General features: G+C 57.7%; 23 protein-coding genes and 1 riboswitch. Of the genes, 8 read left to right on the top strand and 15 right to left on the bottom strand.

Features of this window, described 5'->3' with window-relative positions; all coding sequences use genetic code 11:
• Positions 1 to 2 precede the first annotated feature (2 nt).
• From thiS to dnaK, 6 genes are all read right to left on the bottom strand, one after another.
• Complete coding sequence (thiS, locus tag GOW31_RS16280; RefSeq protein WP_152459571.1) at positions 3 to 197, bottom strand: sulfur carrier protein ThiS; 195 nt, start codon at positions 195 to 197, stop codon at positions 3 to 5.
• Positions 181 to 1,158, bottom strand: coding sequence for a glycine oxidase ThiO (thiO, locus tag GOW31_RS16285; RefSeq protein WP_171171462.1), 978 nt, complete (start codon positions 1,156 to 1,158; stop codon positions 181 to 183). The genes thiS and thiO overlap by 17 nt, the downstream gene beginning before the upstream one ends.
• A complete protein-coding gene (gene thiD / locus GOW31_RS16290; protein ID WP_171171464.1) occupies positions 1,155 to 1,958 on the bottom strand; it encodes a bifunctional hydroxymethylpyrimidine kinase/phosphomethylpyrimidine kinase in 804 nt (267 codons plus the stop codon). Before thiD ends, thiO begins: the two co-directional genes overlap by 4 nt.
• Before the next feature lie 44 nt (positions 1,959 to 2,002).
• Positions 2,003 to 2,108: riboswitch (TPP riboswitch) on the bottom strand.
• Positions 2,109 to 2,346: 238 nt separating this feature from the next.
• A complete protein-coding gene (gene dnaJ / locus GOW31_RS16295) occupies positions 2,347 to 3,495 on the bottom strand; it encodes a molecular chaperone DnaJ (RefSeq protein WP_171116760.1) in 1,149 nt (382 codons plus the stop codon).
• Between the two features lie 3 nt (positions 3,496 to 3,498).
• Positions 3,499 to 4,224, bottom strand: coding sequence for an FkbM family methyltransferase (locus tag GOW31_RS16300; protein ID WP_171171466.1), 726 nt, complete (start codon positions 4,222 to 4,224; stop codon positions 3,499 to 3,501).
• 180 nt (positions 4,225 to 4,404) lie between these two features.
• Positions 4,405 to 6,312, bottom strand: a complete 1,908-nt coding sequence (gene dnaK, locus GOW31_RS16305; RefSeq protein ID WP_152459576.1) for a molecular chaperone DnaK — start codon at positions 6,310 to 6,312, stop codon at positions 4,405 to 4,407.
• 212 nt (positions 6,313 to 6,524) lie between these two features.
• Here dnaK and GOW31_RS16310 point away from each other — a divergent pair, with 212 nt between their 5' ends.
• Complete coding sequence (locus GOW31_RS16310; RefSeq protein ID WP_171171469.1) at positions 6,525 to 7,127, top strand: alpha-ketoglutarate-dependent dioxygenase AlkB; 603 nt, start codon at positions 6,525 to 6,527, stop codon at positions 7,125 to 7,127.
• Here the strand turns inward: GOW31_RS16310 and GOW31_RS16315 are convergent.
• Entirely contained in the window at positions 7,124 to 7,948 is an 825-nt protein-coding gene (locus tag GOW31_RS16315; protein WP_152459578.1) for an ABC transporter permease, read from the bottom strand. The two genes, GOW31_RS16310 and GOW31_RS16315, sit on opposite strands and share 4 nt — an antisense overlap.
• A 122-nt stretch (positions 7,949 to 8,070) precedes the next feature.
• Here GOW31_RS16315 and cysQ point away from each other — a divergent pair, with 122 nt between their 5' ends.
• The 7 genes from cysQ to GOW31_RS16350 all read left to right on the top strand — a co-directional run bounded on the left by cysQ (position 8,071) and on the right by GOW31_RS16350 (position 16,075).
• Entirely contained in the window at positions 8,071 to 8,868 is a 798-nt protein-coding gene (gene cysQ, locus GOW31_RS16320) for a 3'(2'),5'-bisphosphate nucleotidase CysQ (protein ID WP_171171471.1), read from the top strand.
• Positions 8,868 to 9,668, top strand: a complete 801-nt coding sequence (locus GOW31_RS16325; RefSeq protein WP_171171473.1) for a manno-octulosonate cytidylyltransferase — start codon at positions 8,868 to 8,870, stop codon at positions 9,666 to 9,668. Before cysQ ends, GOW31_RS16325 begins: the two co-directional genes overlap by 1 nt.
• A gap of 70 nt (positions 9,669 to 9,738) precedes the next feature.
• Positions 9,739 to 10,722, top strand: a complete 984-nt coding sequence (gene galE, locus GOW31_RS16330; protein ID WP_171171475.1) for a UDP-glucose 4-epimerase GalE — start codon at positions 9,739 to 9,741, stop codon at positions 10,720 to 10,722.
• Between the two features lie 7 nt (positions 10,723 to 10,729).
• Complete coding sequence (locus GOW31_RS16335) at positions 10,730 to 11,773, top strand: glycosyltransferase family 2 protein (protein ID WP_371813779.1); 1,044 nt, start codon at positions 10,730 to 10,732, stop codon at positions 11,771 to 11,773.
• A gap of 184 nt (positions 11,774 to 11,957) precedes the next feature.
• Entirely contained in the window at positions 11,958 to 12,944 is a 987-nt protein-coding gene (locus tag GOW31_RS16340; protein WP_171171479.1) for a glycosyltransferase family 2 protein, read from the top strand.
• Entirely contained in the window at positions 12,941 to 14,641 is a 1,701-nt protein-coding gene (locus tag GOW31_RS16345) for a beta-1,6-N-acetylglucosaminyltransferase (RefSeq protein ID WP_171171481.1), read from the top strand. The genes GOW31_RS16340 and GOW31_RS16345 overlap by 4 nt, the downstream gene beginning before the upstream one ends.
• Positions 14,642 to 14,647: 6 nt before the next feature.
• The gene (locus tag GOW31_RS16350) at positions 14,648 to 16,075 is read left to right on the top strand and encodes a nodulation protein NodH (RefSeq protein ID WP_171171483.1); all 1,428 of its coding nucleotides are present in this window, start codon (positions 14,648 to 14,650) and stop codon (positions 16,073 to 16,075) included.
• A gap of 7 nt (positions 16,076 to 16,082) precedes the next feature.
• On the opposite strand, the gene GOW31_RS16355 is transcribed toward GOW31_RS16350, so the two are convergent.
• The 8 genes from GOW31_RS16355 to GOW31_RS16390 form a co-directional block, all read right to left on the bottom strand.
• Positions 16,083 to 16,601, bottom strand: a complete 519-nt coding sequence (locus tag GOW31_RS16355) for a murein L,D-transpeptidase family protein (protein WP_171116742.1) — start codon at positions 16,599 to 16,601, stop codon at positions 16,083 to 16,085.
• 59 nt (positions 16,602 to 16,660) lie between these two features.
• Entirely contained in the window at positions 16,661 to 17,446 is a 786-nt protein-coding gene (locus GOW31_RS16360) for an ion transporter (RefSeq protein ID WP_171171485.1), read from the bottom strand.
• A 21-nt stretch (positions 17,447 to 17,467) separates the two neighbouring features.
• Positions 17,468 to 18,697 carry a class I SAM-dependent RNA methyltransferase gene (locus GOW31_RS16365; protein ID WP_171171487.1) on the bottom strand — a complete coding sequence of 410 codons (1,230 nt, stop codon included), beginning with the start codon at positions 18,695 to 18,697 and terminating at the stop codon, positions 17,468 to 17,470.
• 39 nt (positions 18,698 to 18,736) lie between these two features.
• Positions 18,737 to 20,569 carry an ABC transporter ATP-binding protein gene (locus GOW31_RS16370; RefSeq protein ID WP_171171488.1) on the bottom strand — a complete coding sequence of 611 codons (1,833 nt, stop codon included), beginning with the start codon at positions 20,567 to 20,569 and terminating at the stop codon, positions 18,737 to 18,739.
• Positions 20,566 to 22,404, bottom strand: a complete 1,839-nt coding sequence (locus GOW31_RS16375; protein WP_171171489.1) for an ABC transporter ATP-binding protein — start codon at positions 22,402 to 22,404, stop codon at positions 20,566 to 20,568. The genes GOW31_RS16370 and GOW31_RS16375 overlap by 4 nt, the downstream gene beginning before the upstream one ends.
• 191 nt (positions 22,405 to 22,595) lie before the next feature.
• Positions 22,596 to 23,750 carry a CCA tRNA nucleotidyltransferase gene (locus tag GOW31_RS16380; protein ID WP_171171490.1) on the bottom strand — a complete coding sequence of 385 codons (1,155 nt, stop codon included), beginning with the start codon at positions 23,748 to 23,750 and terminating at the stop codon, positions 22,596 to 22,598.
• The gene (locus GOW31_RS16385; RefSeq protein WP_371813780.1) at positions 23,747 to 24,343 is read right to left on the bottom strand and encodes a CoA pyrophosphatase; all 597 of its coding nucleotides are present in this window, start codon (positions 24,341 to 24,343) and stop codon (positions 23,747 to 23,749) included. The genes GOW31_RS16380 and GOW31_RS16385 overlap by 4 nt, the downstream gene beginning before the upstream one ends.
• Complete coding sequence (locus GOW31_RS16390; RefSeq protein ID WP_171171493.1) at positions 24,336 to 25,322, bottom strand: Hsp33 family molecular chaperone HslO; 987 nt, start codon at positions 25,320 to 25,322, stop codon at positions 24,336 to 24,338. The genes GOW31_RS16385 and GOW31_RS16390 overlap by 8 nt, the downstream gene beginning before the upstream one ends.
• Position 25,323: the final 1 nt, after the last annotated feature.

The following is a 25,323-nucleotide window of genomic DNA, read 5'->3' on the forward strand; positions in this document are numbered from 1 at the left end:
CTTCAGCCCCCCTGCATCGGTGCGACGACCTCGACCCGGTCGCCTTCGGCCAGCTTGTGAGCGACGCGCAGACTTGAGGGCACGAAATCTTCGTTCACGGCGGTGGCCACACGGCCCGAGAAACCGCATTCATCCAACAATTCCGACAGGGTTTCGGCGCGCACCTCGCGCGTCTCGCCGTTAAGCACGATCTTCATCGACCATCTCCGAATGTGTGTTGTTCAGCGCCAGATCTGCAACACCCCGCGCCAGCGCCGGTGCCAGCAGATATCCGTGGCGATAGAGCCCGTTGGCATAGATCGTCCGGCCCAAACGCCGGATGCGCGGCAAGTTGTCGGGAAAGGCGGGGCGCAGATCGACGCCTATCTCCAACACTTCGGCTTCGCCAAAAGCCGGGTTCACGGCATAGGCCGCGCTGAGCAATTCCAGCATCGAACGGGCGGTAATGCGGCTGCTGTCCTCGGATTCGATCATGGTCGCACCCAACATATAGACACCGCCGCCGCGCGGAACGATATAAAGCGGCATCCGCGGGTGCAGCAAACGAACCGGGCGCGTCAGTTCCACGTCAGGGCATCGTATGACCAGCATCTCACCCTTCACGCCGCGCAGATCATGCAGGTATTCGCGGGCGTGAAGGCCACGGCAGTCAATTGCTTTTTCCAACTGAGCGGGCGCCAGCTTCCGGTGGAACGCGACACCCTGGCTTTGCAATTGACGACACAGATCTTGCAGCGCCTGACGCGGATCAACATGGGCTTCGCGTTCGAAGAACAGGCCTTGGCCAAACCCTGCCAGATCAGGCTCTAATTCAGATATTTCTGCCCGTTCGACCTTGGTGAACTCTTTTGTCCGACGCGCAAATCGGCGCAGGTCCGGCACATCACGGGCACTTGCGACAACAAGCGTTCCCCGACGGGTCACTTTGGTACGTTGGGCCCACCATTCAATCGCTGACTGCCCAAGGCGCAGCACCGGTTCTTCCGCGTTTTCATATTCGCACCAAGGTGCCAGCATTCCCCCGGCCCACCACGAACACCCATGCGGGCCCGGTGGCCCGCCGGGGTCGAATATCTGCACTTTTGCACCGCGCGACACCAGTTCGCTGGCAACGGCAAGACCGGCAACCCCTGCCCCTATGACAGACCAAAGCGTCACGAGGGCCAAACCCGGTGGAAATGATGCACCGGGCCGTGCCCAGCGCCGACATTCAACTCATCCGCGCGCGCGATGGCCCCTTGCAGATAGTCATGCGCCTGCGCAACCGCGTCCCTCAGGGTCAGCCCCGTGGCCAAACCGGCGGTGATGGATGACGACAGGGTGCATCCTGTTCCATGGGTGTTTTTCGTATCCTGACGCGGGGCCTGAAACTCGGCAATGACACCCGACCGATCGATCAGCAAATCGTGGCAGATTTCACCTGACCCGTGTCCGCCTTTCATCACGACTGCACCCGCACCCAAGGCGCACAATGCCCGGCCCTGTTCAGCCATCTGCTCACGCGTTTCTGCCGCTGGCATGTTCAGCAGGCACGCCGCCTCAGGCAGATTCGGCGTAAGAACCGTCGCCGTTGGCAACAACACATCGCGCAGCGTCCGGACCGCCTCTTGCGCCAACAAAGCGTCGCCGGATTTGGCGATCATGACCGGATCAAGAACCACGGGACCCTCGAAAGCCGCCAGCCCCCTGGCGACCGTATGAATGATCTCAGGTGTGCCAAGCATGCCGATTTTGACGGCCCTGACGTCAAGATCGTTCAGAACCGCGTCGATTTGAGCGGAAATCACATCCAGCGGAATCCCATGCACCGCGGTGACAGCTTGCGTGTTCTGCGCGGTAACGGCGGTGATGACACTTGCGCCAAAAACACCCAGCGCCGACATTGCCTTCAGGTCAGCCTGAATTCCCGCGCCGCCGCCACTGTCGGATCCTGCTATGGTCAGGGCAATTGCCGCCATGTCGTTGCTCCATCTTCTATGGGCAACGGAGTAGAGAAAACGTCTGTGTTCAAGAGACCGTTCCCTACGCCGGAATTGCCCGGATCAGGTTCGATGGGTTAACGCGGTTGCGTCTCTCAGCCCTGTCAAAGGGCACCCCAACGGTTGAGGCGGACAATCTCAGGGTCGAGGGCCGGAATCAAGACTCAATTTTCCAGATATATTGCCACTTTCAGCTTTCTGCTAAGGCCAAAACTGCATGTAAATGACAGAGGCATGCGAGGCTCTGCCTCGCGCTCCGGGATATTTTGGGCCAGATGAAGAACGGGTCCCATGCTTCATCTGGCTGCAAATATCCCGGGGGAGTCGCCCGAAGGGCGGCGGGAGCAGAGCCCCCGTTCCTGGTCGTTCAGCCTTTCATACCGTCCCAGAAAGACTTGACAGACGAGAAAAAGCTTTTTGATTCCGGATGGTTGTCTTCACCCAGATCATCAAACTCGCGCAGCAATTCTTTCTGACGGCTGGTCAGGTTGACCGGGGTTTCCACGGCCAGCTCAATGAACATGTCACCCACACCACCGCCGCGCAACGCAGGCATGCCTTTGCCGCGCAGACGCATTTGCCGACCCGACTGACTTCCGGCCGGAATCTGAACGCGGCCGCGACCGCCATCGATGGTCGGAACCTCGATCGATCCGCCCAGCGCCGCCTTGGCCATGCTGACCGGCACGCGGCAGTAGAGGTTCACGCTGTCGCGTTCGAACAGTTTGTGCTCGGCCACTTCGACGAAAATATACAGATCGCCCGGAGGGCCGCCGCGCATTCCCGCCTCACCTTCGCCTGCCAGACGAATTCGCGTACCGGTTTCGACACCGGCAGGAATGTTCACCGACAAAGCGCGGTCTTTTTCGACCCTGCCGGCCCCCTGACAGGATTTACAGGGGTTCTTGATGATCTGACCCAGCCCCGAACAGGTGGGGCAAGTCCGTTCCACCGTAAAGAAGCCCTGTTGTGCCCGCACTTTCCCCATGCCCGAACAGGTGGGGCAGGATGTGGGTTCAACGCCACCTTCAGCCCCGGTACCTTCGCAGGACGAACACGCCACGGCCGTTGGCACGTTGATGGTTTTTTGCAGGCCCGAGTAGGCTTCTTCCAGCGTCACACGCAGGTTGAAGCGCAGGTCCGAGCCGCGCGCGGCGCGACGCCCGCCGCCACTCCTTTGACCACCCATGAAATCGCCGAACAGGTCGTCAAATACATCCGAAAATGCGCTGGAGAAGTCGCCTTGACCGCCAAAGCCGCCACCGGGGCGGCCACCGCCGCCCATGCCGTTTTCAAATGCGGCATGGCCAAAGCGATCGTAAGCTGCCTTCTTTTCGGCATCACGCAGAACGTCGTAAGCCTCGTTGGCTTCCTTGAACTGCGCCTCGGCATCCGGGTTGTCCTTGTTGCGGTCTGGGTGCAGCTCTTTGGCTTTCCTGCGAAAACCCTTCTTGATCTCATCCGACGAAGCGCCCTTGGACACGCCGAGCACTTCGTAATAGTCGCGCTTTGACATTTGTTATTCCTTCGTGCCGCCGGACGCGGTGCTTTCATTGAGCCTGTACACGCCGTTGGTGTTGTTTGCAAAACTGGCCACGTAACCTGCCTTATTCAAGACCTCGTCAAGCCCGTCATCCGAATGCTTGATTTCTATCAGCAGCACTTCGGGCCAAATCTCCCGCGGTGCGTCTTCGAAAAAAGCGCGCAATACGCGGGTTTCCTGACCTTCGATATCCATTTTCATGGCATCAACCTTGGTCAGCCCGGCATCGCGTATCGCGTCCAACAACGGAATCGCCTGAACGCACAGATCGCCCGACTCGGCAACTTTGGCATGACCCCGATCGCCAAGGTTCGCGGATTCGAACCACACCTCACCCGGTTTGTTGGACAAGGCCTTGTCGCAATGGATGACCTCACTGGCTTGATTGGCAGCCAGATTGGCACCAAGGCGAGCCTTGTTGACCGGATCCGGTTCAACAACCAGTGTTTTCAGGTTGCGCCCCAACTTCTGCGCAACTGATCTGACCCACAGGGTGTACAGCCCGACATTTTCACCGGCGTCGACAAAGACATAATCGCCAGAGCCCTGCGACATATGGTTGGCCAGCGATTGACGCTCATCCAGATCAAAGAACTGCGAGCCGGTTATGACGCGACGTTCGGCCCAGTTGTCAGATGGGTACAATCGGCATTTCTGTCCGCCAAACACCTCAACATCGTAAGGCTCTCGCTGAGAGGCCATTACTATCCTGCGAATTCCGGACGACATCCATTGACGCGGCATGCCCTCAGACCACCGGCGCAATATTTCCATCCGATGTGAGAGAGCGTAGGTGCCAAAAGAAGGTTTCGGAGACGCGTGCTGCATGGTCAAGACCGTTCCGGCAGGCCCGAACCAGGCCTGCCGGAACCGATTAACGCGTTAGGCGCGCTTGTCGTCGTCGAGGTCTTCGAACTCGGCGTCGACGATGTCATCGTCGCCTGGTGCAGCGTCTGCGGCAGCAGGTTCCTCTTCGCCTTCTTCGGCTTGCGCCTTATAGATGGCTTCGCCCAACTTCATCGCGGCTTCGGTGACGTTCTGGATGCCCGACTTGATCTTGTCGGCATTTTCGGTTTCCAGCTCGTCCTTCAACGCGGCGATCGCCAACTCGATGGCTTCGATCGTGGTCGGGTCGACCTTGTCGGAATGCTCTTCCATCGACTTTTCGGTCGAATGGATGAGGCTTTCCGCCTGGTTCTTCGCCTCGATCAGCTCGCGGCGTTCCTTGTCGGCTTCCGCGTTCTCTTCGGCGTCCTTGACCATCTTTTCGATATCCTCGTCGGACAGTCCGCCCGATGCCTGGATGGTGATCTTCTGTTCTTTGCCAGTGCCTTTGTCTTTGGCCGAAACCGAGACGATGCCGTTGGCGTCGATGTCAAAAGTCACCTCGATCTGAGGCATGCCGCGCGGTGCCGGCGGGATGTCTTCAAGGTTGAACTGACCCAGGATCTTGTTGTCCGCAGCCATTTCACGCTCACCCTGGAACACGCGGATGGTCACGGCGTTCTGGTTGTCCTCGGCGGTCGAGAAGACCTGAGACTTCTTGGTCGGGATCGTGGTGTTGCGGTCGATCAGGCGGGTGAACACGCCACCCAGCGTTTCGATACCCAGCGACAGCGGGGTCACGTCCAGCAGAACCACGTCTTTGACGTCGCCCTGAAGAACACCGGCCTGGATGGCGGCGCCCATGGCAACCACTTCGTCCGGGTTCACGCCCTTGTGCGGCTCTTTGCCGAAGAACTTGGTGACCTCTTCGATCACTTTCGGCATCCGGGTCATACCACCGACCAGAACAACTTCGTCCACGTCAGCAGCCGACAGACCCGCGTCTTTCAGAGCGGCCTGGCAGGGCTTCAGCGACTTCTTGATCAGGTCCGACACCAGCGATTCCAGCTTGGCACGGGTCAGTTTCATGACCATGTGCAGCGGCTGACCGTTGGCGCCCATCGAGATGAAGGGTTGGTTGATCTCGGTCTGCGAGGTCGAGGACAGTTCGATCTTGGCTTTTTCCGCGGCTTCTTTCAGACGCTGCAGGGCCATCTTGTCCTGAGACAGATCGACACCGTGTTCCTTTTTGAACTCATCCGCCAGGTAGTTGACGATGCGCATGTCAAAGTCTTCACCACCCAGGAAGGTGTCACCATTGGTCGATTTGACCTCGAACAGGCCATCGTCGATTTCCAGGATTGTCACGTCGAAAGTACCACCACCAAGGTCATAGACCGCGATGGTTTGGGTTTCTTCCTTGTCCAGACCATAGGCCAGCGCAGCAGCTGTCGGTTCGTTGATGATCCGCAGAACTTCCAGACCGGCGATTTTACCGGCATCTTTGGTGGCCTGACGCTGGGCGTCGTTGAAATATGCCGGAACGGTGATGACCGCCTGGGTGACATCTTCGCCCAGATAGCTCTCGGCGGTTTCCTTCATCTTGCCCAGAATGAAAGCGGAAATCTGGCTGGGGGAGTATTTTTCACCGCGGGCTTCAACCCACGCGTCACCATTGCCGCCATTCACGATGGAATACGGCACCATTTTCTTGTCTTTTTCTACTTCGGCATCATCCACGCGACGACCGATCAGACGTTTGACGCCGAAGATCGTGTTGTCGGGGTTGGTGACCGCCTGACGTTTTGCAGGCTGACCGACCAGTCGCTCATCTTCGGTGAAGGCGACGATCGAAGGCGTGGTCCGCGCCCCTTCGGCGTTTTCGATGACCTTCGGCTGCGAGCCCTCCATAATGGCTACGCAGGAGTTCGTGGTTCCGAGGTCAATCCCGATTACTTTTCCCATTTTTGCAATCCCTTTCTCTTCAAGGCGATGTCCCGAGGGTCGGACCCTTTATGGCATCCCACCCCCGATCTGATGTGCGCGACAGCACTACCATCGCGCGTCCCGGCGTATATAAGGGCGAGGCAAGAGGCCTGCAAGCACCGTAGAGTGCAGGTTTTCGGGAATTTGAGGTCTTTTTTGGCAAGAAATTGGAAAGGTTTGGGGTTTCCGGAATGACGCGGGTGGTCTTGCGAGGGTTCGAAATCAGGAAAGGCTATATTGACCCTGCTGCCCAGGCACGGCTGATCGCGGCCCTTCGACCGATTCTGAAAGCGGCACCCTTGTTTCGACCCGTCACGCCGTCGGGCAAAGAGATGTCGGTGCGCATGACCTCGGCCGGGGATCTGGGGTGGGTGACCGACAAGGCAGGCTATCGCTATCAGGATAAGCACCCGAAAGGCGGGGTCTGGCCTGAAATCCCCCCGGTCATTCTTGATATCTGGCACGATCTGGTCAGCACCGAGCGCGCGCCGGATTGCTGTTTGATCAACTACTACGGGGAAGGCGCCAAAATGGGCCTGCATCAGGACAAGGACGAGGCAGATTTTTCCTGGCCCGTTCTGTCGGTTTCCCTGGGCGATGACGCCTTGTTCCGAATTGGGAACACAACCCGTGGCGGCAAGACCGAGTCGATCTGGCTTGGCTCGGGCGACGTGGTGATCATGGGCGGTCCGGCACGATTGGCCTATCACGGAATCGACCGGATCAGATACGGATCATCCCGACTGTTGCCAAAAGGCGGACGGATCAACTTGACGCTGCGGGTCGCATGTTAGCGGCGCGCGTTCCAGCTTTGCGAAACATGCTGGCGCGTGAAAAACTCAGCCATCAAACCGATCATCAACAAGGCTATCCCGACCCATAGCGCGTATTCCCAACTTGTGTTTCGCGGAAAGTAGTTTCGGAAGATGAAGCCCCGGCACTGGTCGATAATATGAAACAGCGGGTTCCAGGCGAACATCATCAGCAATCCGCCGCCCAGTGTGTTTGCAACGAACATCTTTCCCGAAAACACCATGTTCAGGCGACGGTAGATATTGGTGAGCATTCCCACAGTCGTCGGAAACCATGGTTTCATCGCCATGAACACCAAACCCACCGCGCATCCGGTAAACCAGGCCATTATCAGCATCGCGAAAGCACCGCCGGGATCCTGCACCTCGATCGGGGCGACCGCGACACTGTAGATGAACAGGATCACGAACATGGCCAGCAGTTGCTTGTAAAGAATACCGAGCGCCGCAGACAGGATCGTCACCATCACATTCATCGGCGAATGGAGCATCATCGGATTGTTCGCGGACCCAACCCCTGAAATCGCACCTATCGATTGGATGTGCAGCATGAAGGGAAACACGCCGGACAGAACATACAGCAAAAATTCGCCCCTGATTTTCGGAATTCCGCCCCGGCCCATCAGTGACATGAGCAGGTAGAAAGTGGTTCCCATCACCACAAGCTGCAAGACATTGATCAGGATGGCGACTATTGCATTCGGATGTTGCGAGCGCACCTTTCGCACGGTGGCATGGAACACCAGCTCAGCCGTCGTGAAAGCGCCGCCCAGCAGCGTTTGGTTGCGCTTGAAATAGAACATTCAAAGGGTCTTTTCTGCTTCGTCGCCTCTAAACTGGCATGAATATCTTGCCGTTCCGTAACCGCCGCATCATAAGTCGATCGCGATTTTGGATCAACAAACCACAGGAACGGAGCTTTTTTGTGACCTACGACGCGCTTATTCCCGTCATCCGGCGACTGGCTCTGGAGGCAGGCGACAAGATCATGGAATTCTACGAGGCGGATGATTTCGATGTCAAAGTCAAATCCGACTCCAGCCCTGTGACCGAGGCAGACGAAGCCGCTGACGCATTGATTTCGGCAGGCTTGCGTGCGGCATTCCCGGATATTCTTCTGGTCACCGAAGAACAGGCCGCTTCGCATTCGGAAAAAGGCGATACTTTCCTCATTGTTGATCCGCTGGACGGCACCAAGGAATTCATCAACCGTCGCGGCGACTTTACCGTCAACATCGCGCTTGTTGAAAACGGAGTGCCAACCCGGGGAGTGGTCTATGCCCCGGCGCGGGGTCGTATGTTCTTCACGCTGGCTGATGGCCGCGCGGTCGAGGAAACAGGCGCTTTCGACAAAAACGAGACCGGTCCTTTGACACCCATATCAGTCTCTGAACCGGATAATTCCGGGCTTTTGGTCGTGGCGTCGAAGTCCCACAGGGATCAGGCCACCGAGGACTACATCAACAAATATCACGTGAAGGACAGCAAAAGCGCGGGGTCGTCACTCAAGTTCTGTCTGGTTGCCACGGGCGAGGCGGACATCTATCCGCGTGTCGGGCGCACGATGGAATGGGATACGGCGGCAGGCCATGCGGTACTGGCCGGAGCCGGTGGCCGGATTGTGCGTTTTGACGACCATACTCCGTTGGTTTATGGCAAGGATGGCTATGCAAATCCGTTCTTTATTGCTTACGCTCCGGGTGTTGAGTTGAAGGAAGCCTGATGTCTGTTCTGATTGCCATTCCCGCCCGTTACGCCTCGACCCGCTATCCCGGCAAGCCGCTGGTTCCCCTGACCGGCGCAAAAGGCGAGTCCATGACACTGATCGAACGGTCCTGGCGTGCAGCCAGGTCAGTCTCGGGTGTCGACCGTGTTGTTGTCGCGACGGATGATGAGCGCATTCGCGACGTGTCCGAGGGCTTTGGGGCCGAGGTCGTGATGACCTCGGAAACCTGTCAGAACGGCACCGAACGATGCGCCGAGGCACATGCGGTTCTGGGTGGCGGGTATGAAATCATCGTCAACCTGCAAGGCGACGCTCCGCTGACCCCGCATTGGTTTGTCGAAGATCTGGTTTCCGGCCTGCGCGCCGCGCCGGATGCCGGTGTTGCGACCCCTGTCCTGCGCTGCGACGGCAGTGCGTTGAACAGTCTTCTGAACGACCGCAAGCATGGTCGTGTCGGTGGCACGACGGCAGTGTTCGGACGCGATCACAGTGCGATGTACTTCTCGAAAGAGGTCGTCCCCTTCACGTCCCAGACATACGCTGGCGATGAAGCGACACCCGTGTTTCATCATGTCGGCGTTTACGCCTATCGGCCCGATGCCCTTGCAGCGTATCCGGGCTGGCCAGCCGGGCCTCTGGAACAGCTGGAAGGCCTGGAGCAGCTCAGGTTCATGGAAAACGGGCGCAAGGTTCTGTGCGTCGAGGTCGAGGCAAGGGGCCGTCAGTTCTGGGAGCTGAACAACCCGCAGGACGTGCCCAAGATTGAAGAGATGATGGCAGCCATGGGGCTGGAGTGACGTCTTTTCCCCATGACTCTGACGGCGCCTTTGGCGAAACTGTTCCTCAACCAGCCCCGATGGATATGCCATGAAGACAATTCTTGTCACCGGTGGCGCCGGGTATATCGGCTCACATGCCTGCAAGGCGCTTGCGCAGGCAGGTTATCTTCCCGTGACCTACGACAACCTGATCACGGGTTGGCAGGATGCGGTGCAATTTGGCCCTTTTGAACACGGCGATCTTTTGGATCGGGACCGCCTGGATGAGGTGTTCGCGAAACACAAACCAGATGCACTGATGCATTTCGCGGCGCTCAGCCAGGTTGGCGATGCTATGCGTAAGCCCGGCATGTATTGGTCGAACAATGTCACGGGTTCACTGAATCTGATTGAAGCAGCCGTTGCGGCCGGTTGTCTGGATTTCGTATTTTCGTCCACATGTGCCACATATGGTGAGCACGACAATGTGGTTCTTGATGAATCCACGGCACAGTATCCCCTGAACGCCTACGGGGCATCAAAACGAGCGATCGAAGATATCCTCAAAGATTTCGAGGCGGCTCATGGGCTGCGCCATGTCATTTTCCGGTATTTCAACGTTGCAGGTGCAGACCCCGAAGGCGAGGTGGGCGAGTTTCACCGCCCCGAAACCCATCTGATCCCGCTGATGTTGGACGCGATTGACGGCAAGCGGGACGGTCTGACCGTCTTTGGCACAGATTATGATACGCCCGACGGCACCTGTATCCGCGACTATGTACATGTTTGCGATCTGGTAGATGCGCATATTCTGGGGCTGGGCTGGCTGGAACAGGGCAAAGGCAGCCGTGTCTTCAATCTAGGCACCGGGTCCGGGTTTTCCGTTCTTGAGGTGATCGAGCAATCCAGGTCCGTCACCAACCGTCCCGTTCCGTATACAGTAGGCCCTCGTCGGGCAGGAGATTGCACCAAGCTGGTATCTGGTTCTGTGCGGGCTGAAAATGAACTTGGCTGGAAGCCCAAAAGATCCACGTTAGAGACGATGATCGCAGATGCCTGGCGCTGGCACCAGAACGGCCACTACGAAAAATGAGGACCCGGTGACATCCAGCACTGCTTTGACACTTCCCCGGATCGGATGGGCACGGAAGTACAGGTTGCGCTGGAAACGCCGGCGGCTGCTCTGGAGGTCGCTGCGCAGCCGACATCAGTTGACCTGCCAGAAGGATCAGACATCCCGAATCCAGCGGGGTGACATATTGGCCTTTGTCACCTTGCGCAATGAAATCATTCGCCTGCCCTGGTTCTTTCGTCACTATCGCGCCTTGGGCGTCGATCATTTTCTGATCGTCGACAACGGCAGCGACGATGGATCATCCGAGTATCTGCAAGATCAACCGGATGTCTCGGTGTGGAGAACCCATTCCAGCTATCGTGGATCGCGGTTTGGCCTGGACTGGCTGACCTGGTTGCAGATGCGCTATGGCCACCGCCACTGGTGCCTGATGGTGGATGCGGATGAACTGCTGGTCTATGCCCACTGCGACACCCGGTCCCTGCATGACCTGACAACCTGGCTGGACCGGCACGGGAAGATCGGGTTCGGGACGCTGATGCTGGACCTCTATCCCAAGGGCCCCTTGGGTGATGCGGCTTATGACCCGGACACCGACCCCACAAATCTGCTGTGCTGGTTTGATGCAGGACCGTATCGCGCGCAGCGGCAAAGCCCGATGGGCAATCTGTGGGTGCAGGGTGGCGCGCGGGAACGGATGTTCTTTACGCAAACGCGGCAAAGATCGCCCACGCTGAACAAGATCCCGCTGATGCGCTGGTCGCGGCGCTATGCCTACGTGAACTCATGCCATTCCGCCCTGCCGCGCCGCCTGAACGAAACCTATGATGGACCGGGCGGCGATACCCCGTCAGGCGTGTTGCTGCACACGAAGTTCCTGCCGGACGTTATCGAGAAATCCAACACCGAAAAGCAGCGACGCCAACATTTTCATGATCCGGACCAATTCGGGCCATACTACGATGGGATAATCAACCAGCCGGACATGTGGACCCCACATTCGGTGCGCTACACCGGGTGGAGCCAGCTGGAACAGTTGGGTCTGATGAACGGCGGAGGCTGGGATTGAAAACGAAAACAAGGGCATCAACCGCACGTTTACAGTTTGCGGGTTTTAAAGACGTTGCTTCAGAAGATGCAAAGATGGCATAAACCGGTAATGCCATGTCGTGCCAACGGTCACGGCTGGTTCGGGGAAAGCTCGCGTTTTAAAAAGGTTGGGCAGTCACGTGAGCCTGTTTGAATCCTACAAAATGAGATTGCGGCGCAAGCGCCGTATTCTGCGCTGCCTCAGACGACGCCGCGAGCTCAAGCCAGTCAGCAACAACACACAGGCTATACGGCGTGATGATATCCTGCTGATGAGCGTTGTGCGGAACGAGAAAATTCGCCTGCCCTTCTTTCTTGAATATTATCGCAAACTGGGCATCAACCATTTTCTGTTTGTCGACAACAACAGCGATGATGGCAGTTTTGAATTTTTGAAAGAACAGGCTGACGTTTCGATCTGGCGGACGACGACCAGCTACAAACGGGCAAGCTATGGTCTGGACTGGTCGAACTATCTGTTGCGCAAATACGCGCACGATCACTGGGTGCTGAGCGTCGATCCGGACGAATTCTTCATCTATCCGTTCTGCGACACCCGTCCAATCCGAGCCTTGACGGACTGGCTGGATGGCAGTGCCGTGCGCAGTTTTGGCACGATGCTGATCGACATGTACCCCGAAGGTCCGGTGGACGCCGACCCCTATGCCGAAGGTCAGAACCCGTTCGAAATCGCGCGCTGGTTCGATCCCGGGAATTACATGATCACCAAGAACCCCGAGTACAAGAACCTTTGGATTCAAGGGGGCCCACGGGCGCGCGTGTTCTTTCAGGACAACCCCTCCAAAGCACCGGCGCTGAACAAGATTCCGCTGGTAAAATGGAACCGGCGCTATGTTTATGTCAGCTCGACCCATTCGCTTTTACCACGCGGGCTCAACCAGGTTTACGACGAATGGGGCGGCGAAAAGGCCAGCGGGTCACTGCTTCATGCCAAGTTGATCAATACTCTTGGGGAAAAAGCCCGCGAGGAATTGCTGCGTGGCCAGCATTACCGGGGCTCGGGCGAATACAAGGCCTATGCCACTCAGCTTGAGGACAAGCCTGTTTTCTGGTGCGAGTGGTCGGAGGCCTATATCAACTGGCGACAGCTTGAGATCCTGGGCCTCATGTCGAAAGGAAACTGGGCATGAGCGGTCTAGGTATTGTCATGTTGGTTCATACCTCACTGGACCGTGCCGAGCAGGTCGCGCGCCACTGGACAGCAGCGGGATGCCCGGTGGTCATCCATGTCGATCGCAAGGTGCCAGACACTGTCTATTCCCGGTTTGTTGCGTCCTGTTCGAACAATCCATCGATCGTGTTTTCAAACCGACATCGGTGCGATTGGGGGGGCTGGGGTATCGTTGCCGCCTCGCAAAGCGCGTCCGAGTTGATGCTGGAGCGTTTCCCCGAAGTTCGGCATGTATTTCTTGCCTCGGGGGCCTGCCTGCCATTGCGACCGGTTCAGGAACTGATCGATTACCTGTCTGACCGGCCGCGTGTCGATTTCATCGAAAGCGCGACGACATCCGATGTCAGCTGGACCATCGGCGGGCTGGATCATGAACGGTTCACCTTGCGGTTTCCGTTTTCGTGGCGCAAGCATCGCAAACTATTCGACACATATGTAAAACTTCAGCGTCTGATAGGGTTTCGCAGGAAAATCCCCGACGGCCTGGTTCCGCATATGGGAAGCCAGTGGTGGTGCCTGACCCGCCAAACGCTGTCGGCAATCCTTCAAGACCCCAGGCGCAAGCTGTATGACAAGTATTTCCGTCATGTCTGGATTCCGGATGAAAGCTATTTCCAGACGCTTGCGCGGTTGTATTCCACGCATATTGAAAGCAGGTCCCTGACCCTATCCAAATTCGATTACCAGGGCCGCCCGCACATCTTTTATGACGATCATCTGCAATTGCTGCGTCGATCGGATTGTTTTGTCGCCCGAAAAATCTGGCCCCGCGCAGAGCGATTGTACCAGGCATTCCTGACAGATCAGGCCGGGGCGATGAAACCGGCGGAACCCAATCCGGGCAAGATAGATCGCGTATTTTCCAAAGCGGTGGAACGGCGAACTCGTGGGCGCGACGGGCTGTATATGCAAAGCCGTTTTCCCCGCCATGGCAGTGAAAACGGTCTGACATCGTCACAATATTCCGTATTCCAAGGCTTTTCGGAATTGTTCGAGGATTTCGAACCTTGGTTGGCCGCAACCACCGGAGCCAGAGTCCACGGGCATCTATTCGGGCCGGAACGCGCCGAATTTTCGCAAGGAGAAGCCATAACAAATGGTGCCCTCAGCGACAGTGCGGCGCTGCGGGACTATAACCCGACCGCCTTTCTGTCGAACCTGATCTGGAATACGCGCGGTGAACGCCAGTGTTTCCAGTTCAGCCCGCGGGACACTCAGGAAATCAACTGGTTTCTGGCGCGGGACAAGAACGCTCAGATTTCGGTCATCACCGGCGCTTGGGCGATCCCATTGTTCCGATCCAATATGAACTTCTCGGAAATCCGGAGTGAAGCGGCGCGCCTGCAACAGATTGAAACCAAGCAGCTGGAGGTGCTGACATCGGTCTGGACCAAGGCGCGGATGCGCAGTTGGACGCTGGCCGACTTCATTGAATCTCCGATGGATGCCTTGCAGGGTATTCTAGAAGAAATCGGCATGCAGCAGACCAGCCATCTGACCGAAGTGCCAACCATGGTCGATCTGTCCGGATTCGGGAAGTTCCTGCAAAACCTCAAGAATCAGGGAATGCACCCATATCTGATGGGTGATTTCCCGGCGGACGATGTGTTCGGCCGCCAGGAAAAGCCATATCGAAAACCGTATCTGGTGCAGTGATTGCCCATGTCAGCCCATTTTGATTACTTCGTGATTCTGGCCGCCATGCGCACAGGTTCGAACCTGCTTGAGGCCAACCTGAACGCGCTGGAAGGGGTCACCTGTCACGGAGAGGCGTTCAATCCGCATTTTGCGGGCAGCCTGAAATCCGATCGTCTGCTTGGCCTTTCGCTGGAAGACCGGGATGCGGACCCCATGAGAATGCTCAAGGCCATCAAATCAGCACCGGGTGACATCAATGGCTTCCGATATTTCGAAGACCATGACCCACGTATCCTGAAATCCATGCTGAACGACCCGCGCTGTGCCAAGATCATTCTGACCCGCAACCCATTGGACAGTTACCTGTCGCTGAAAATAGCACAGAAAACGCAGCAGTGGCTGCTGAAGAATGTGAAACGCCGCGTCGACGCGCAGGTTGACTTCGACGCCGACGAATTTTCGGATTACCTGAACCAGCTGCAAGACCATCAGCTTATGGTGCAACGGCACCTGCAAAAGACAGGCCAAACCGGGTTCTTCATTCACTATGACGACCTGACCGAGCTGGAGGTCATAAACGGGCTGGCTGTATGGCTGGGGGTTGAGGGGCGGCTGACCCGACTGGATGATACCCTGAAACCGCAAAACCCGGCGCCGGCATTGTCGAAGGTCACCAATCCTGATGAAATGAAACAAGCCCTGTGCGATCAGGATCGGTTCGGATTGCATCGGTCAACAAGCTTTGAGCCGCAGCGCGGCGCGGCTGTACCGCTTTATGTTGCCGCTGCAAGGTCTCCTTTGATGTATTTGCCCATTCGGGGCGGAATAGAGCCTGTTATCGTGCAATGGCTGGCTGATCTGGACGGATGTCAGACCGACAAGCTGATCACGGATCGAAACCGCAAACAGGTCCGCTCATGGAAACAGGGCCATCCCGGACATCGGCAATTCACTGTTCTGCGTCACCCTCTGGCGCGGGCACATACGGCGTTTTGCAGTCACATTCTGAATACCGGACCAGGCAGCTACAAGATGGTGCGGAATTATCTTCGCAACCGGCTTAAGCTGCCGATCCCGGGGCAAGTGCGGGACAACAATTATTCTGCCGAACAACACCGCGAAGCTTTTTCGGGCTTTCTGGACTTTCTGCGCCTTAACCTCAACGGGCAGACACCGGTCCGTGTGGACGGAACGTGGTGCAGCCAGTCCAGGACGTTGGAGGGAATCGCATCCTTCACGATGCCAGATCTGATTCTGAGAGAAGAGGATCTGATGACGGCCTTGCCGGATCTGGCGCGTAGCATGGGGCATTCAAACCCGCCTCAGCCTGGCTCCTGCGCACCGGATGAACCATACGCTTTGGACCAGATCTACGACAAAAACCTCGAAGCGCTGGCGGTTGACGCCTATCAGCGCGACTATGAAGCATTCGGATTCAGTGACTGGCGCTAAAAACGTCCTAAGGGCGCAGGGTTATCAGCGTACCTTTGTTAACCATCGCATAAATCTCTTCGATTTCGTCATTCTTGACCGCGATGCATCCAGCTGTCCAATCCCGCTTCTTTTTTGCGCGTCTCCGCTCAGAACGCAGATTGGGTTCACCGTGGATGAAAATATCCCCACCCGGATCAACACCCGCAGCCTTGGCTTTGGCGACATCCTGCGAGTTGGGATAAGAAATGCCCAGAGACAGATGATACCGGCTTCTGGGGTTGCGACGGTCAATCAGATAGGTGCCCTCGGGCGTTCTGCCGTCACCGCGCTGGTTCTTTGTTCCATTCGGCGCAAACCCCAAATCGACGTCATATTCCCTGAGGATCTTTTCGTTGTGCAACAAGTAAAGTTTGCGCGTGCCCTTGTTGACCACCAAAGAGGTCACCTCGGGTCCGTTATAAGTCAGAAATCTTGGGCCGCTAGAGGCACAAGCCGAAAGGCTCAGCGTTGCCAACGCGCCTAAACCGAATACTCGACGATCCATGTTTCACTGCCTGCTCTGCTTTTTTTCGATCATTATGCCAAAAATGGGAAAAACTGAAATCAATTTTTGATGTTCGACTGCTCGGCCAGTCGACGTTCGATGCTTTCCAGCCGTTCCAGAACCTCATCGCGATAGGCATCGGTTTTAACCTCATCCTCGGCATGATGGGCATCCTGCATCGAATTGACGATCAGACCCACCAACAGGTTCACCACCGCAAAGGTCGTGACCATGATGAATGGAACAAAGAAGACCCAGGCATAGGGATAGACCTCCATCACCGGGCGCACGATGCCCATCGACCAGCTTTCCAACGTCATGATCTGGAACAGCGTATAAGCAGACAGGCCCAGATCGCCGAACCAATCCGGGAACGATGCTGAAAACAGCTTGGTCGAGATTACCGCACCGATATAGAACAGAATTGCCATCAGCAGAAACACGCTGGCCATGCCGGGAAGGGCCGAGATGAACCCTTCGACCACGCGACGCAGACGAGGCGCCACGGAAATCACGCGCAACACCCGCAGAATTCGCAGGGCGCGCAGCACCGACAGACCTCCGGCGCTGGGAACCAGGGCAATTCCAACGATCAGGAAATCGAATATGTTCCAGCCATTTGTGAAGAACCTACGCCCGGTGGCAATCAGTTTCATGGAAATTTCAGCCACAAAGATCGCCAGGCAAAGCCTGTCCAGCGCCACGATCAAGGGGCCGGCCAGTTCCATCAGGGTCGGCGATGTCTCCATCCCCAAAAGAATGGCATTGAAAATGATCACGGCCGTTATGAACCGCCCGAAAACGGGCGCTTCGACAATATTCAGCAAACGCTGTTTGGACCCCATGTGTCAGTTTCCCCGGTAAGATCAAGATGTTGCGTTCAGAACAAACCGCGCAGCAAGTTCCGTGTGTGTTGACCATCGAAATTGGTCAACGACCTGTACCCATTCAAGGGTGTAACCCGCGTTAACCAGCGTTTTCGCATCACGCGCAAAGGTGACGGGATTGCACGAGACATAGGCGATCACCGGGCGTTGCGCCTGTGCAATCTCATCTACCTGAGCTTCGGCACCGGCACGAGGCGGATCCAGAACAATGGCGTCGAAAGATTTCAGCTCGTCCGGCATCAGCGGGCGGCGGAACAGGTCACGGGCCTCGGTCGTTACGCGTTTCAGCCCTTGTGCCCTGCGCCAGCCCTGATCCAGCGCCTCGATCATGGCGGCCTCGCCTTCAACCGCGTGAACTTCGGCGTTTTTCGCCAACGGCAAAGAGAACGTTCCGCTGCCCGCAAACAGGTCAACGATACGTTTCGCACCCCGTGTAGCCTCGGAAACTGCCTTTGACAGAGCCTTTTCTCCGTCCTTTGTTGCTTGCAAGAAAGCTCCGGGGGGTGGCGTGACTCCGGCTGCTCCAAAGCCCTGAACCGGCGCATGCCGCATGGCAATAACCTCGTCATCCCAGCTGAGCCGGGCCAGCCCATGTTTCTCGGTCGCCTGCGCCAACGCCAGTTCCAAGGGGCCGTCCAGCGGTTTGCCCCCTGTTACGGCCACATCCAGACCAGCTTCGGACAGTGTGAGCGTGACAGCCAGAACGCCCTTGCGGCTTGCGCCCAGGTTGGCCAGCGCCTTGGCCACCGGAATGGCCGCGATCAAGGCCGGGTCAAGCAACCGGCAATCGGGTATCTCGGTGATCGTGTCGGATGCACGACCGTGAAACCCCGCCAACGTGCCCTTTTTCGTGCGCCTTACGGCAATCGTAGCCCGCCGACGTGACCGTTCGGTCGATGTGTGTATCGGGCGCAAGGGTGCTTCGAGATCCTGCGCCATCAGCGCCTTGCGGACGATTTGCATTTTCCAGTCGGCCACAAATGCATCGGATGCGTGCTGCAACTGGCAGCCACCACAAGCTTTGTAATGGCGGCAAGGGGCTTTGACACGGTGTTCGGACGGTGTCTCGACCCGGATATCGGTCACTTGCTGACCGACAAGGGTGCCGCTGACGATCTCGCCGGGAAGGGTACGAGGGGCGTAAACAGGGCCATCGGCAATACCGTCGCCCTGATGTCCAAGCCGTGTGATTGTGAATTGCTGCGTCATGAGAGGCCTGATAGCCGGGCTTTCGCAGCAAAAAAACCCTTATTCCGCAGCTTCCGCCTGAATGAACCCGCCCGACTGGCGATGCCAGAACCGCGCATACAGCCCACCCAGGTCCAGCAGCGCCTCATGCGTTCCGGTTTCGACGATCCGGCCCTCGTCCAAAACAACAATCCGGTCCATTTCGCTGAGTGTCGACAGCCGGTGCGCAATTGCCAACACTGTTTTGCCTTGCATCACCCGATGCAGCGCGGTCTGAATCGAAGCTTCAACCTCGGAATCCAGCGCCGATGTCGCTTCGTCGAGAACCAGAATTGGGGCATCTTTCAGAATGGCGCGCGCCAGAGCGATCCGCTGTCGTTGCCCGCCGCTGAGTTTCACACCCCGTTCACCCAGATGAGCATCATAGCCTTTTCGACCATGAGCATCTTCAAGACTCAGGATGAAATCATGCGCTTCGGCCTTTTTTGCGGCCTCAATCATCTCGGCCTCTGAGGCGTCTGGCCGGCCATACAGAATGTTTTCACGAGCAGACCGGTTGAACATCGCCGTTTCCTGCGTGACCATACCTATCTGTCGGCGCAGGCTGTCCTGCGTTACCTGTGACACGTCCTGGCCATCGATACGAATGGCGCCACTTTCCCTGTCATAGAGCCTGAGCAACAGTGAGACGAGCGTGGATTTCCCCGCCCCGGATGCTCCGACAATGCCCAGCTTTTCGCTCGGGTTGACGGTTAGGCTCAAATCCGTGACGCCACCGATATCGCGACCGTAAGCAAAGCTGGCGCCTTCGAAAGAAATCGACCCTTCGGTCACGTCAAGGTCCTTCGCCCCGCGCATATCTTCGACCCGGTCGCGCTTGGCCAGCGTTTTCATCCCGTTTTCGATTTCACCGACATTGGCATACAGCCCCATCAAGGTGAAACTGACCCAACCGGTCATCTGAGCAATACGGATCGAAACCGCCCCGGCAGCCACGATATCCCCGGCGGTCGCCATGCCGCCCTGCCACAGCCACAAGGTCGCGCCCAGCAGCAAGACAGGAAGGACACCGGCCAGTGTCATGAGGATAAACCGGAAACTTGCCGACAACTTGCCGAAATCCAGCGATTTTTCACGCAGATCCACCATCGATTCACGCGCCGCCTGATCTTCGAATTCCGAGTGGGCGAACAGCTTCACGGTTTTGATGTTGGTGATCGTATCGACCACCTGCCCGGACACCATCGCCCGCGCCCCGGCCCGCGCGGCGGAACGTTTGCGGATGCGCGGCAGGTACCAGCGCACCAGCATGAAATACACAGCCAGCCATGCCGCGAAGGGCAGCATCACCAAAGGATGAATAGACCCTAACAAAAGCAATGACCCCACCAGAGACGCCAGGGCAAACACAATCGCGCTGATCGTTTCCGACACGACCGAAGCCATGGCGTTCGATGTCTGCATCTGCTTTTGCGCGATCCGACCGGCGAAATCATCGTCGAAATAGGTCACCGACTGACCCAAGGTCCAACGGTTCAGCTTGGCCAGAACCAAAGGTGTGATGTTTGGCATGACAATGTAGTTGTTCGACAAGGATGACAGGCCAAACAGGATCGGGCGAAGCAACATGAAGAAGGCGACCGCACCGAGGATCATCCACATATTGGCAGCGGTCAGAAAATTCTCGGGCCCGCTGGCGGTCGCTACATCAATCACGCGGCCCAGTATCCAAGCCGTGACCGCCTCCATCGCGCCTGCAATGGCCGAGAAGAACGCCGCAACAAACAGCATTGGCCACGCCCCGGACAGGCTCCAGCGGATGAACGCCCCCAACGTCTGCGGTGGGGGCGTTTCGATGTTCCTGAACGGATAGATGAGGTCGGCAATCCTCATTCAGCAGCCTCCGGGTTCATGAAACCACCAGATTGCCGCGCCCAGAATTGGGCGTAAAGGCCACCTTGCGCCAGAAGATCGGAATGCGTGCCTTCCTCGACGATACGGCCTGCATCCATCACCAGAATGCGATCCATCTGCGCGATGGTACTGAGCCTGTGGGCAATGGCGATCACGGTTTTTCCTTGCATCATGCCGTAGAGGGTTTCCTGAATTGACGCTTCGACCTCGGAATCTAGGGCGGATGTCGCCTCATCCAACAACAAGATCGGCGCATCCTTCAGGATCACCCGCGCCAGCGTCACACGCTGCCGCTGGCCACCTGACAGCTTCACCCCCCGTTCACCGACATGCGCGTCGTACCCGGTCCGACCCTGCGGATCTTGCAAATCGAGGATGAACTCATGTGCTTCGGCCTGTTTGGCGGCGGCGATCATCTGCGCCTCGGACGCATCTGGCCGGCCATAAAGGATGTTGTCGCGGACCGAGCGATGCAGCAAGGCGCTGTCTTGTTGAACCATACCGATATGGCTGCGCAGGCTGTCCTGGGTGACATGCGCAATGTTCTGACCGTCAATACAAATCGCACCGCGTTCGACGTCGTAGAACCGCAACAGCAGCTTTACCAGGGTCGATTTGCCAGCACCGGAACGACCGATCAAACCAATCTTTTCGCCGGGCTGGACGGTCAGGTTTATATGGTCCAAACCGCCCGCCTCGCGACCATAGTGATGCGAGAGGTCGCGGATCTGGATCTCACCTTTGGTAAGCCGCAAGGGTTTCGCGTCAGGCGCATCAAGCAAGTCGATGGGCTGGGCAATGGTCTCCATCCCCTCGGACACGATACCAAGTTGACGGAAAAAGCTGGTCAGGGCCCACATGATCCATCCGGTCATGGCATTCAGGCGAAGGGTCAAGGCCGTAGCCGCCGCAACAACACCGACCGAAGCGCTGCCTTGCATCCACAAGGCAATCGCCCAGCCCACAACACCCACGATCAGCATACCGTTCAACGTGACCAGAACGGCATCCATAATAGTGAAAATCCGCATTTCGATCTGAAATGTCCGACGGGTTTCCTCGATCGCCTCGCGGGCATAGTCCAGCTCTTGCGGGCCATGGGCAAACATTTTGACCGAATGGATGTTGGTATAGCTGTCCACCACCCGCCCCGTGACCGTCGAACGCGCATCCGAGGCCGCTTTTGACGCCGGACCAACACGCTGAACGGTCCAGCGCACCAGCATGGCGTAGAATCCGAACCAGATCAGCAGCGGGATCAACAAACGCGGATCCGCCGCATACAGCAGGATCGCCGCACCGATCAAATAGGCCAACGAAAAGGAAATCGCGTCAAAAACCTGAAAGACCACTTCACCCGCCGCTGGAGGTGTCTGCATGATCCGGTTTGCAATCCGCCCGGCAAAGTCGTTTTCGAACCAGCCAACCGACTGACGCAACACGTGTTTGTGCGCACGCCAACGGATCAGCGTACCAAAGTTCGGCAAAATCGTATTGTTCAGCAGAAGTACGTCGACCAAATGCAGAAGCGGACGCAACAGCAACACAAAGGCTGCCATCAACAACAATTCCGTTCCGTGATTTTGCCAGACCTCTGCCGGCGTGCCGCCCAACAGATCCACTACGCGACCCATGTAGTAGATCAGCCCGATTTCAACACCCGCGACGATTATGGAAACCAGCGCCGCCCAGAAAAATACCCGGAAAAAGGGCCGCGAATAATCCAGCATGAAGGGCCACAACCGCGTCGGCGGTGCGTCAGCCTCACGGTAGGCAACAAAAGGGTCAACAAGGTTTTCGAAATAGCGAAACATGGAAAGTGCTCCGATTGAGCAGGAAAATAGACGTGCGAAGAAAGATGGCGCCTGAACACCACCCTTTACGGGGCAGGTGTCCCAGCTTTAGCCGAACCAGATCCCGTAATACATTCGCATTCCTCCATCCATGTGACAGGCGCAACTAAGCACAAAGGATCCGAGATGTCATCCCCTTTTGAGACTTCGCGCTAATGTGCCAACAACTCTTCGCGTGACAGCGAAAAACCGGATGCGATCCAGCGTTTTTCCAGCTCGGCCAGCTTCTTGCCCAGCGCCGGGCCGGTGAAGTTGGGGATCAGATCTCTGGCCTGGACAGGGAAACGCGCTGCTGCGCCTGCATGCAGATCGCGCCGCAAATCTTCGGACCAGGGTTGTTCCAGAAAGGCGCAGCGCAAAAGCGTCTCGTGCAATCCCCCTTCATCGCCATAGCGGTATCCCAGTTCAGCAATACTGGTTGTGGACTGTGCTTCTTCACGCATCCTGATCAGGCGTTGCAACTGCGAACGGCTCAACCGCAATGTCGCGGCATCATCGGGCGAGGCAATGGCTGCCAGACGACGCACCGGATCGGCATCGGCACCAGCCGCCTGTTCCAGCGCGATCAAAGGGGCCAAAGACCGATCGTCCGCCCCCGGCAACACCTGGGCCAAAACACCGGTACTGCGCATGGTCGCAACGGCAGGGGCCGGATCAGGCGATGCCAGCAATTTCAGCAGCTCTGCCCCGATCCGCTCGCGCGACAATGACTCCAGCCCGTCAAGATTGGCGCCGATGGCGGCCAGGGCATCGGGGTCGAAACCGCCATCCGGATCCCCGTACCAGGCGTGAAAACGGAAGTAGCGAAGCGAGCGGAGATAGTCTTCGCGAATGCGGTTCTCGGCGGTTCCAATGAACCGCACCAACCGGGCCTCGAGGTCGGGAAGACCACCCAGAGGGTCCAGCACGGTGCCATCGGGTTGGGCATAGAGCGCGTTCATGGTGAAATCCCGTCGCGCCGCGTCTTCTTCGACATGATCGGCAAATGCCACCACCGCGCGACGGCCATCGGTTTCCACGTCACGGCGGAAGGTGGTGACCTCGTGCGGGATGCCCGCGCTGACCACCGTGATCGTACCATGCTCGATGCCGGTCGGAATGGCCCTGAGCCCGGCGGCCTGCGCCAGCTCGACGATCTGCCCGGGCCTTGCATCGGTGGCGATGTCGATATCCGACACTGGAGCACCAAGCAGCGCGTTGCGCACGCATCCACCCACGAAAAGCGCCTGAGCCCCGGATGAGGTCAGGGCCGAACAGACCTTTTGCGTCGCTGGTTCACTGATCCAAGCTTCGTCAATCAGCATCATTCATTCACCCGTGCAGCAAGCCCGCGCAATATGCGGGCGGTCGCGCCCCAAATGTAATAGGGGCCGTACGGAACTGCGTAGTATCTGCGTCTCTGGCCGCGCCATCGGCGCGACTCGACCAGATAATTCTCAGGATTCAAAAGATGGGCAAGGGGGGTCGAGAAAACTTCGTCCACTTCGCCGGGTTCAGGCACGGGTTGGAACCTGTCCCGCAAAACTGCGACAACCGGTGTTACTGTGAACGAGGTCACGGTCTCATGCGTCGGCAGAAATCCCAGGATCTCGGGCATTTCAGGGGGCAGGCCGATCTCTTCCTCAGCTTCCCGCAGAGCCGCAGCCGTAACATCAGCATCGGTTTCGTCCTGTTTGCCACCGGGAAAGGCGATCTGGCCCGGGTGATGCTTCAGCGCGGATGAGCGTTTGGTCAGGATGACCTGCGGTGTGTCATCAGCCAGGGAAATGGCCACCAGAACACCGGCGGGTCGCAACCGTCGTCCGGGCGGCAGAACGGTATCCGGGTTCAGGTCAAAGTCGCTGGACCCGTGACCGGGGCGGCGCAGGGCCGCCCGGATCTTTTCAACCGGGTCATTCACCTTTGGTGTCTTCGGCGTCGAACCCGACAGTGGCCGGGTCCAATACATAGTGAGCCCCGCAGAACTGACAATCTGCGGTGACCTCGCCCTCGGGCGTGGTCATCTTTTCGATATCCTTGGCCGAATAGATCGACAGGCTCTGTCGCACACGATCCTCGGAACAGGTACAGCCAAATTGCACAGATTGCGCATCATAGACACGCGGCTGTTCCTCGTGAAACAGGCGAACCAGAAGGTCGGTCGGCGCAACAGAGGGGCCGATCATCTCCAAATCCTCGACGGTATCCAGCAGGATATTGACGCGACCCCAGTTTTCACCTTCTTCGCCATCGACCAGATCGGCAGCGGTCAGGATGTCACCGGTCCCTTCACCCGACGCGGCAAAGGGCGACGCTTTGGGCATGTGTTGCAGCATGATGCCGCCTGCACGCCAATGCTCGCCCACGCCCGGCTCGGTCGATTTGCCGAAGCTCAGCGAAAACCGCGTCGGCAGCTGTTCGGATTGCGCAAAATACGACTCGGCGCAGGCGCTCAGCGATCCACCGGCCAGCGGAGTGATGCCCTGATACGGCTGCGTGCCCTCTCCCTGATCGATCATGATGGCAAAGTACCCTTCGCCCACCTGATCGAAAGGCGCAGAATTGGAAAGCCGGTCCCGGTCAAAGCTGGCATAAGCCCGTATCTGGGCGGGCTGGCCCTCTTCCTGCGGCGCATAATAGTCGGTTGCGATCATGCGCACCGCCCCTTTGGACTGTACCTGCAACGACAGTTTCCAGCGCAACGCAACCGTTTGGCCGATCAACGCGGTCAGCAAGGCCATCTCGGCCACAAGCGCCTCGACCTGCTCGGGATAGTCATGCTGTTTCAGGATACCATCCAGCACGCCATCCAGACGGGCCACGCGGCCGCGCATGTCGGATGCATCAAGTTGAAAGGGCAGGACGGTATCGTCCCACGCGATTTTTGTTCCAAGAGACATG

The organism is Ruegeria sp. HKCCA0370 (assembly GCF_013033705.1).
Classification (GTDB): domain Bacteria; phylum Pseudomonadota; class Alphaproteobacteria; order Rhodobacterales; family Rhodobacteraceae; genus Ruegeria.

Excerpts from the sequence above, each read along its gene's own strand:
- GOW31_RS16355 (WP_171116742.1), bottom strand. The coding sequence starts at position 16,601 with ATGGATCGTCGAGTATTCGGTTTAGGCGCGTTGGCAACGCTGAGCCTT.
- GOW31_RS16380 (WP_171171490.1), bottom strand. The coding sequence starts at position 23,750 with ATGATGCTGATTGACGAAGCTTGGATCAGTGAACCAGCGACGCAAAAG.
- GOW31_RS16375 (WP_171171489.1), bottom strand. The coding sequence starts at position 22,404 with ATGTTTCGCTATTTCGAAAACCTTGTTGACCCTTTTGTTGCCTACCGT.
- GOW31_RS16370 (WP_171171488.1), bottom strand. The coding sequence starts at position 20,569 with ATGAGGATTGCCGACCTCATCTATCCGTTCAGGAACATCGAAACGCCC.
- GOW31_RS16345 (WP_171171481.1), top strand. The coding sequence starts at position 12,941 with ATGAGCGGTCTAGGTATTGTCATGTTGGTTCATACCTCACTGGACCGT.
- GOW31_RS16390 (WP_171171493.1), bottom strand. The coding sequence starts at position 25,322 with ATGTCTCTTGGAACAAAAATCGCGTGGGACGATACCGTCCTGCCCTTT.
- GOW31_RS16310 (WP_171171469.1), top strand. The coding sequence starts at position 6,525 with ATGACGCGGGTGGTCTTGCGAGGGTTCGAAATCAGGAAAGGCTATATT.
- GOW31_RS16315 (WP_152459578.1), bottom strand. The coding sequence starts at position 7,948 with ATGTTCTATTTCAAGCGCAACCAAACGCTGCTGGGCGGCGCTTTCACG.
- GOW31_RS16350 (WP_171171483.1), top strand. The coding sequence starts at position 14,648 with ATGTCAGCCCATTTTGATTACTTCGTGATTCTGGCCGCCATGCGCACA.
- GOW31_RS16325 (WP_171171473.1), top strand. The coding sequence starts at position 8,868 with ATGTCTGTTCTGATTGCCATTCCCGCCCGTTACGCCTCGACCCGCTAT.
- GOW31_RS16360 (WP_171171485.1), bottom strand. The coding sequence starts at position 17,446 with ATGGGGTCCAAACAGCGTTTGCTGAATATTGTCGAAGCGCCCGTTTTC.
- galE (WP_171171475.1), top strand. The coding sequence starts at position 9,739 with ATGAAGACAATTCTTGTCACCGGTGGCGCCGGGTATATCGGCTCACAT.
- GOW31_RS16300 (WP_171171466.1), bottom strand. The coding sequence starts at position 4,224 with ATGGCCTCTCAGCGAGAGCCTTACGATGTTGAGGTGTTTGGCGGACAG.
- thiS (WP_152459571.1), bottom strand. The coding sequence starts at position 197 with ATGAAGATCGTGCTTAACGGCGAGACGCGCGAGGTGCGCGCCGAAACC.
- GOW31_RS16340 (WP_171171479.1), top strand. The coding sequence starts at position 11,958 with ATGAGATTGCGGCGCAAGCGCCGTATTCTGCGCTGCCTCAGACGACGC.
- GOW31_RS16365 (WP_171171487.1), bottom strand. The coding sequence starts at position 18,697 with ATGACGCAGCAATTCACAATCACACGGCTTGGACATCAGGGCGACGGT.
- thiD (WP_171171464.1), bottom strand. The coding sequence starts at position 1,958 with ATGGCGGCAATTGCCCTGACCATAGCAGGATCCGACAGTGGCGGCGGC.
- dnaJ (WP_171116760.1), bottom strand. The coding sequence starts at position 3,495 with ATGTCAAAGCGCGACTATTACGAAGTGCTCGGCGTGTCCAAGGGCGCT.
- dnaK (WP_152459576.1), bottom strand. The coding sequence starts at position 6,312 with ATGGGAAAAGTAATCGGGATTGACCTCGGAACCACGAACTCCTGCGTA.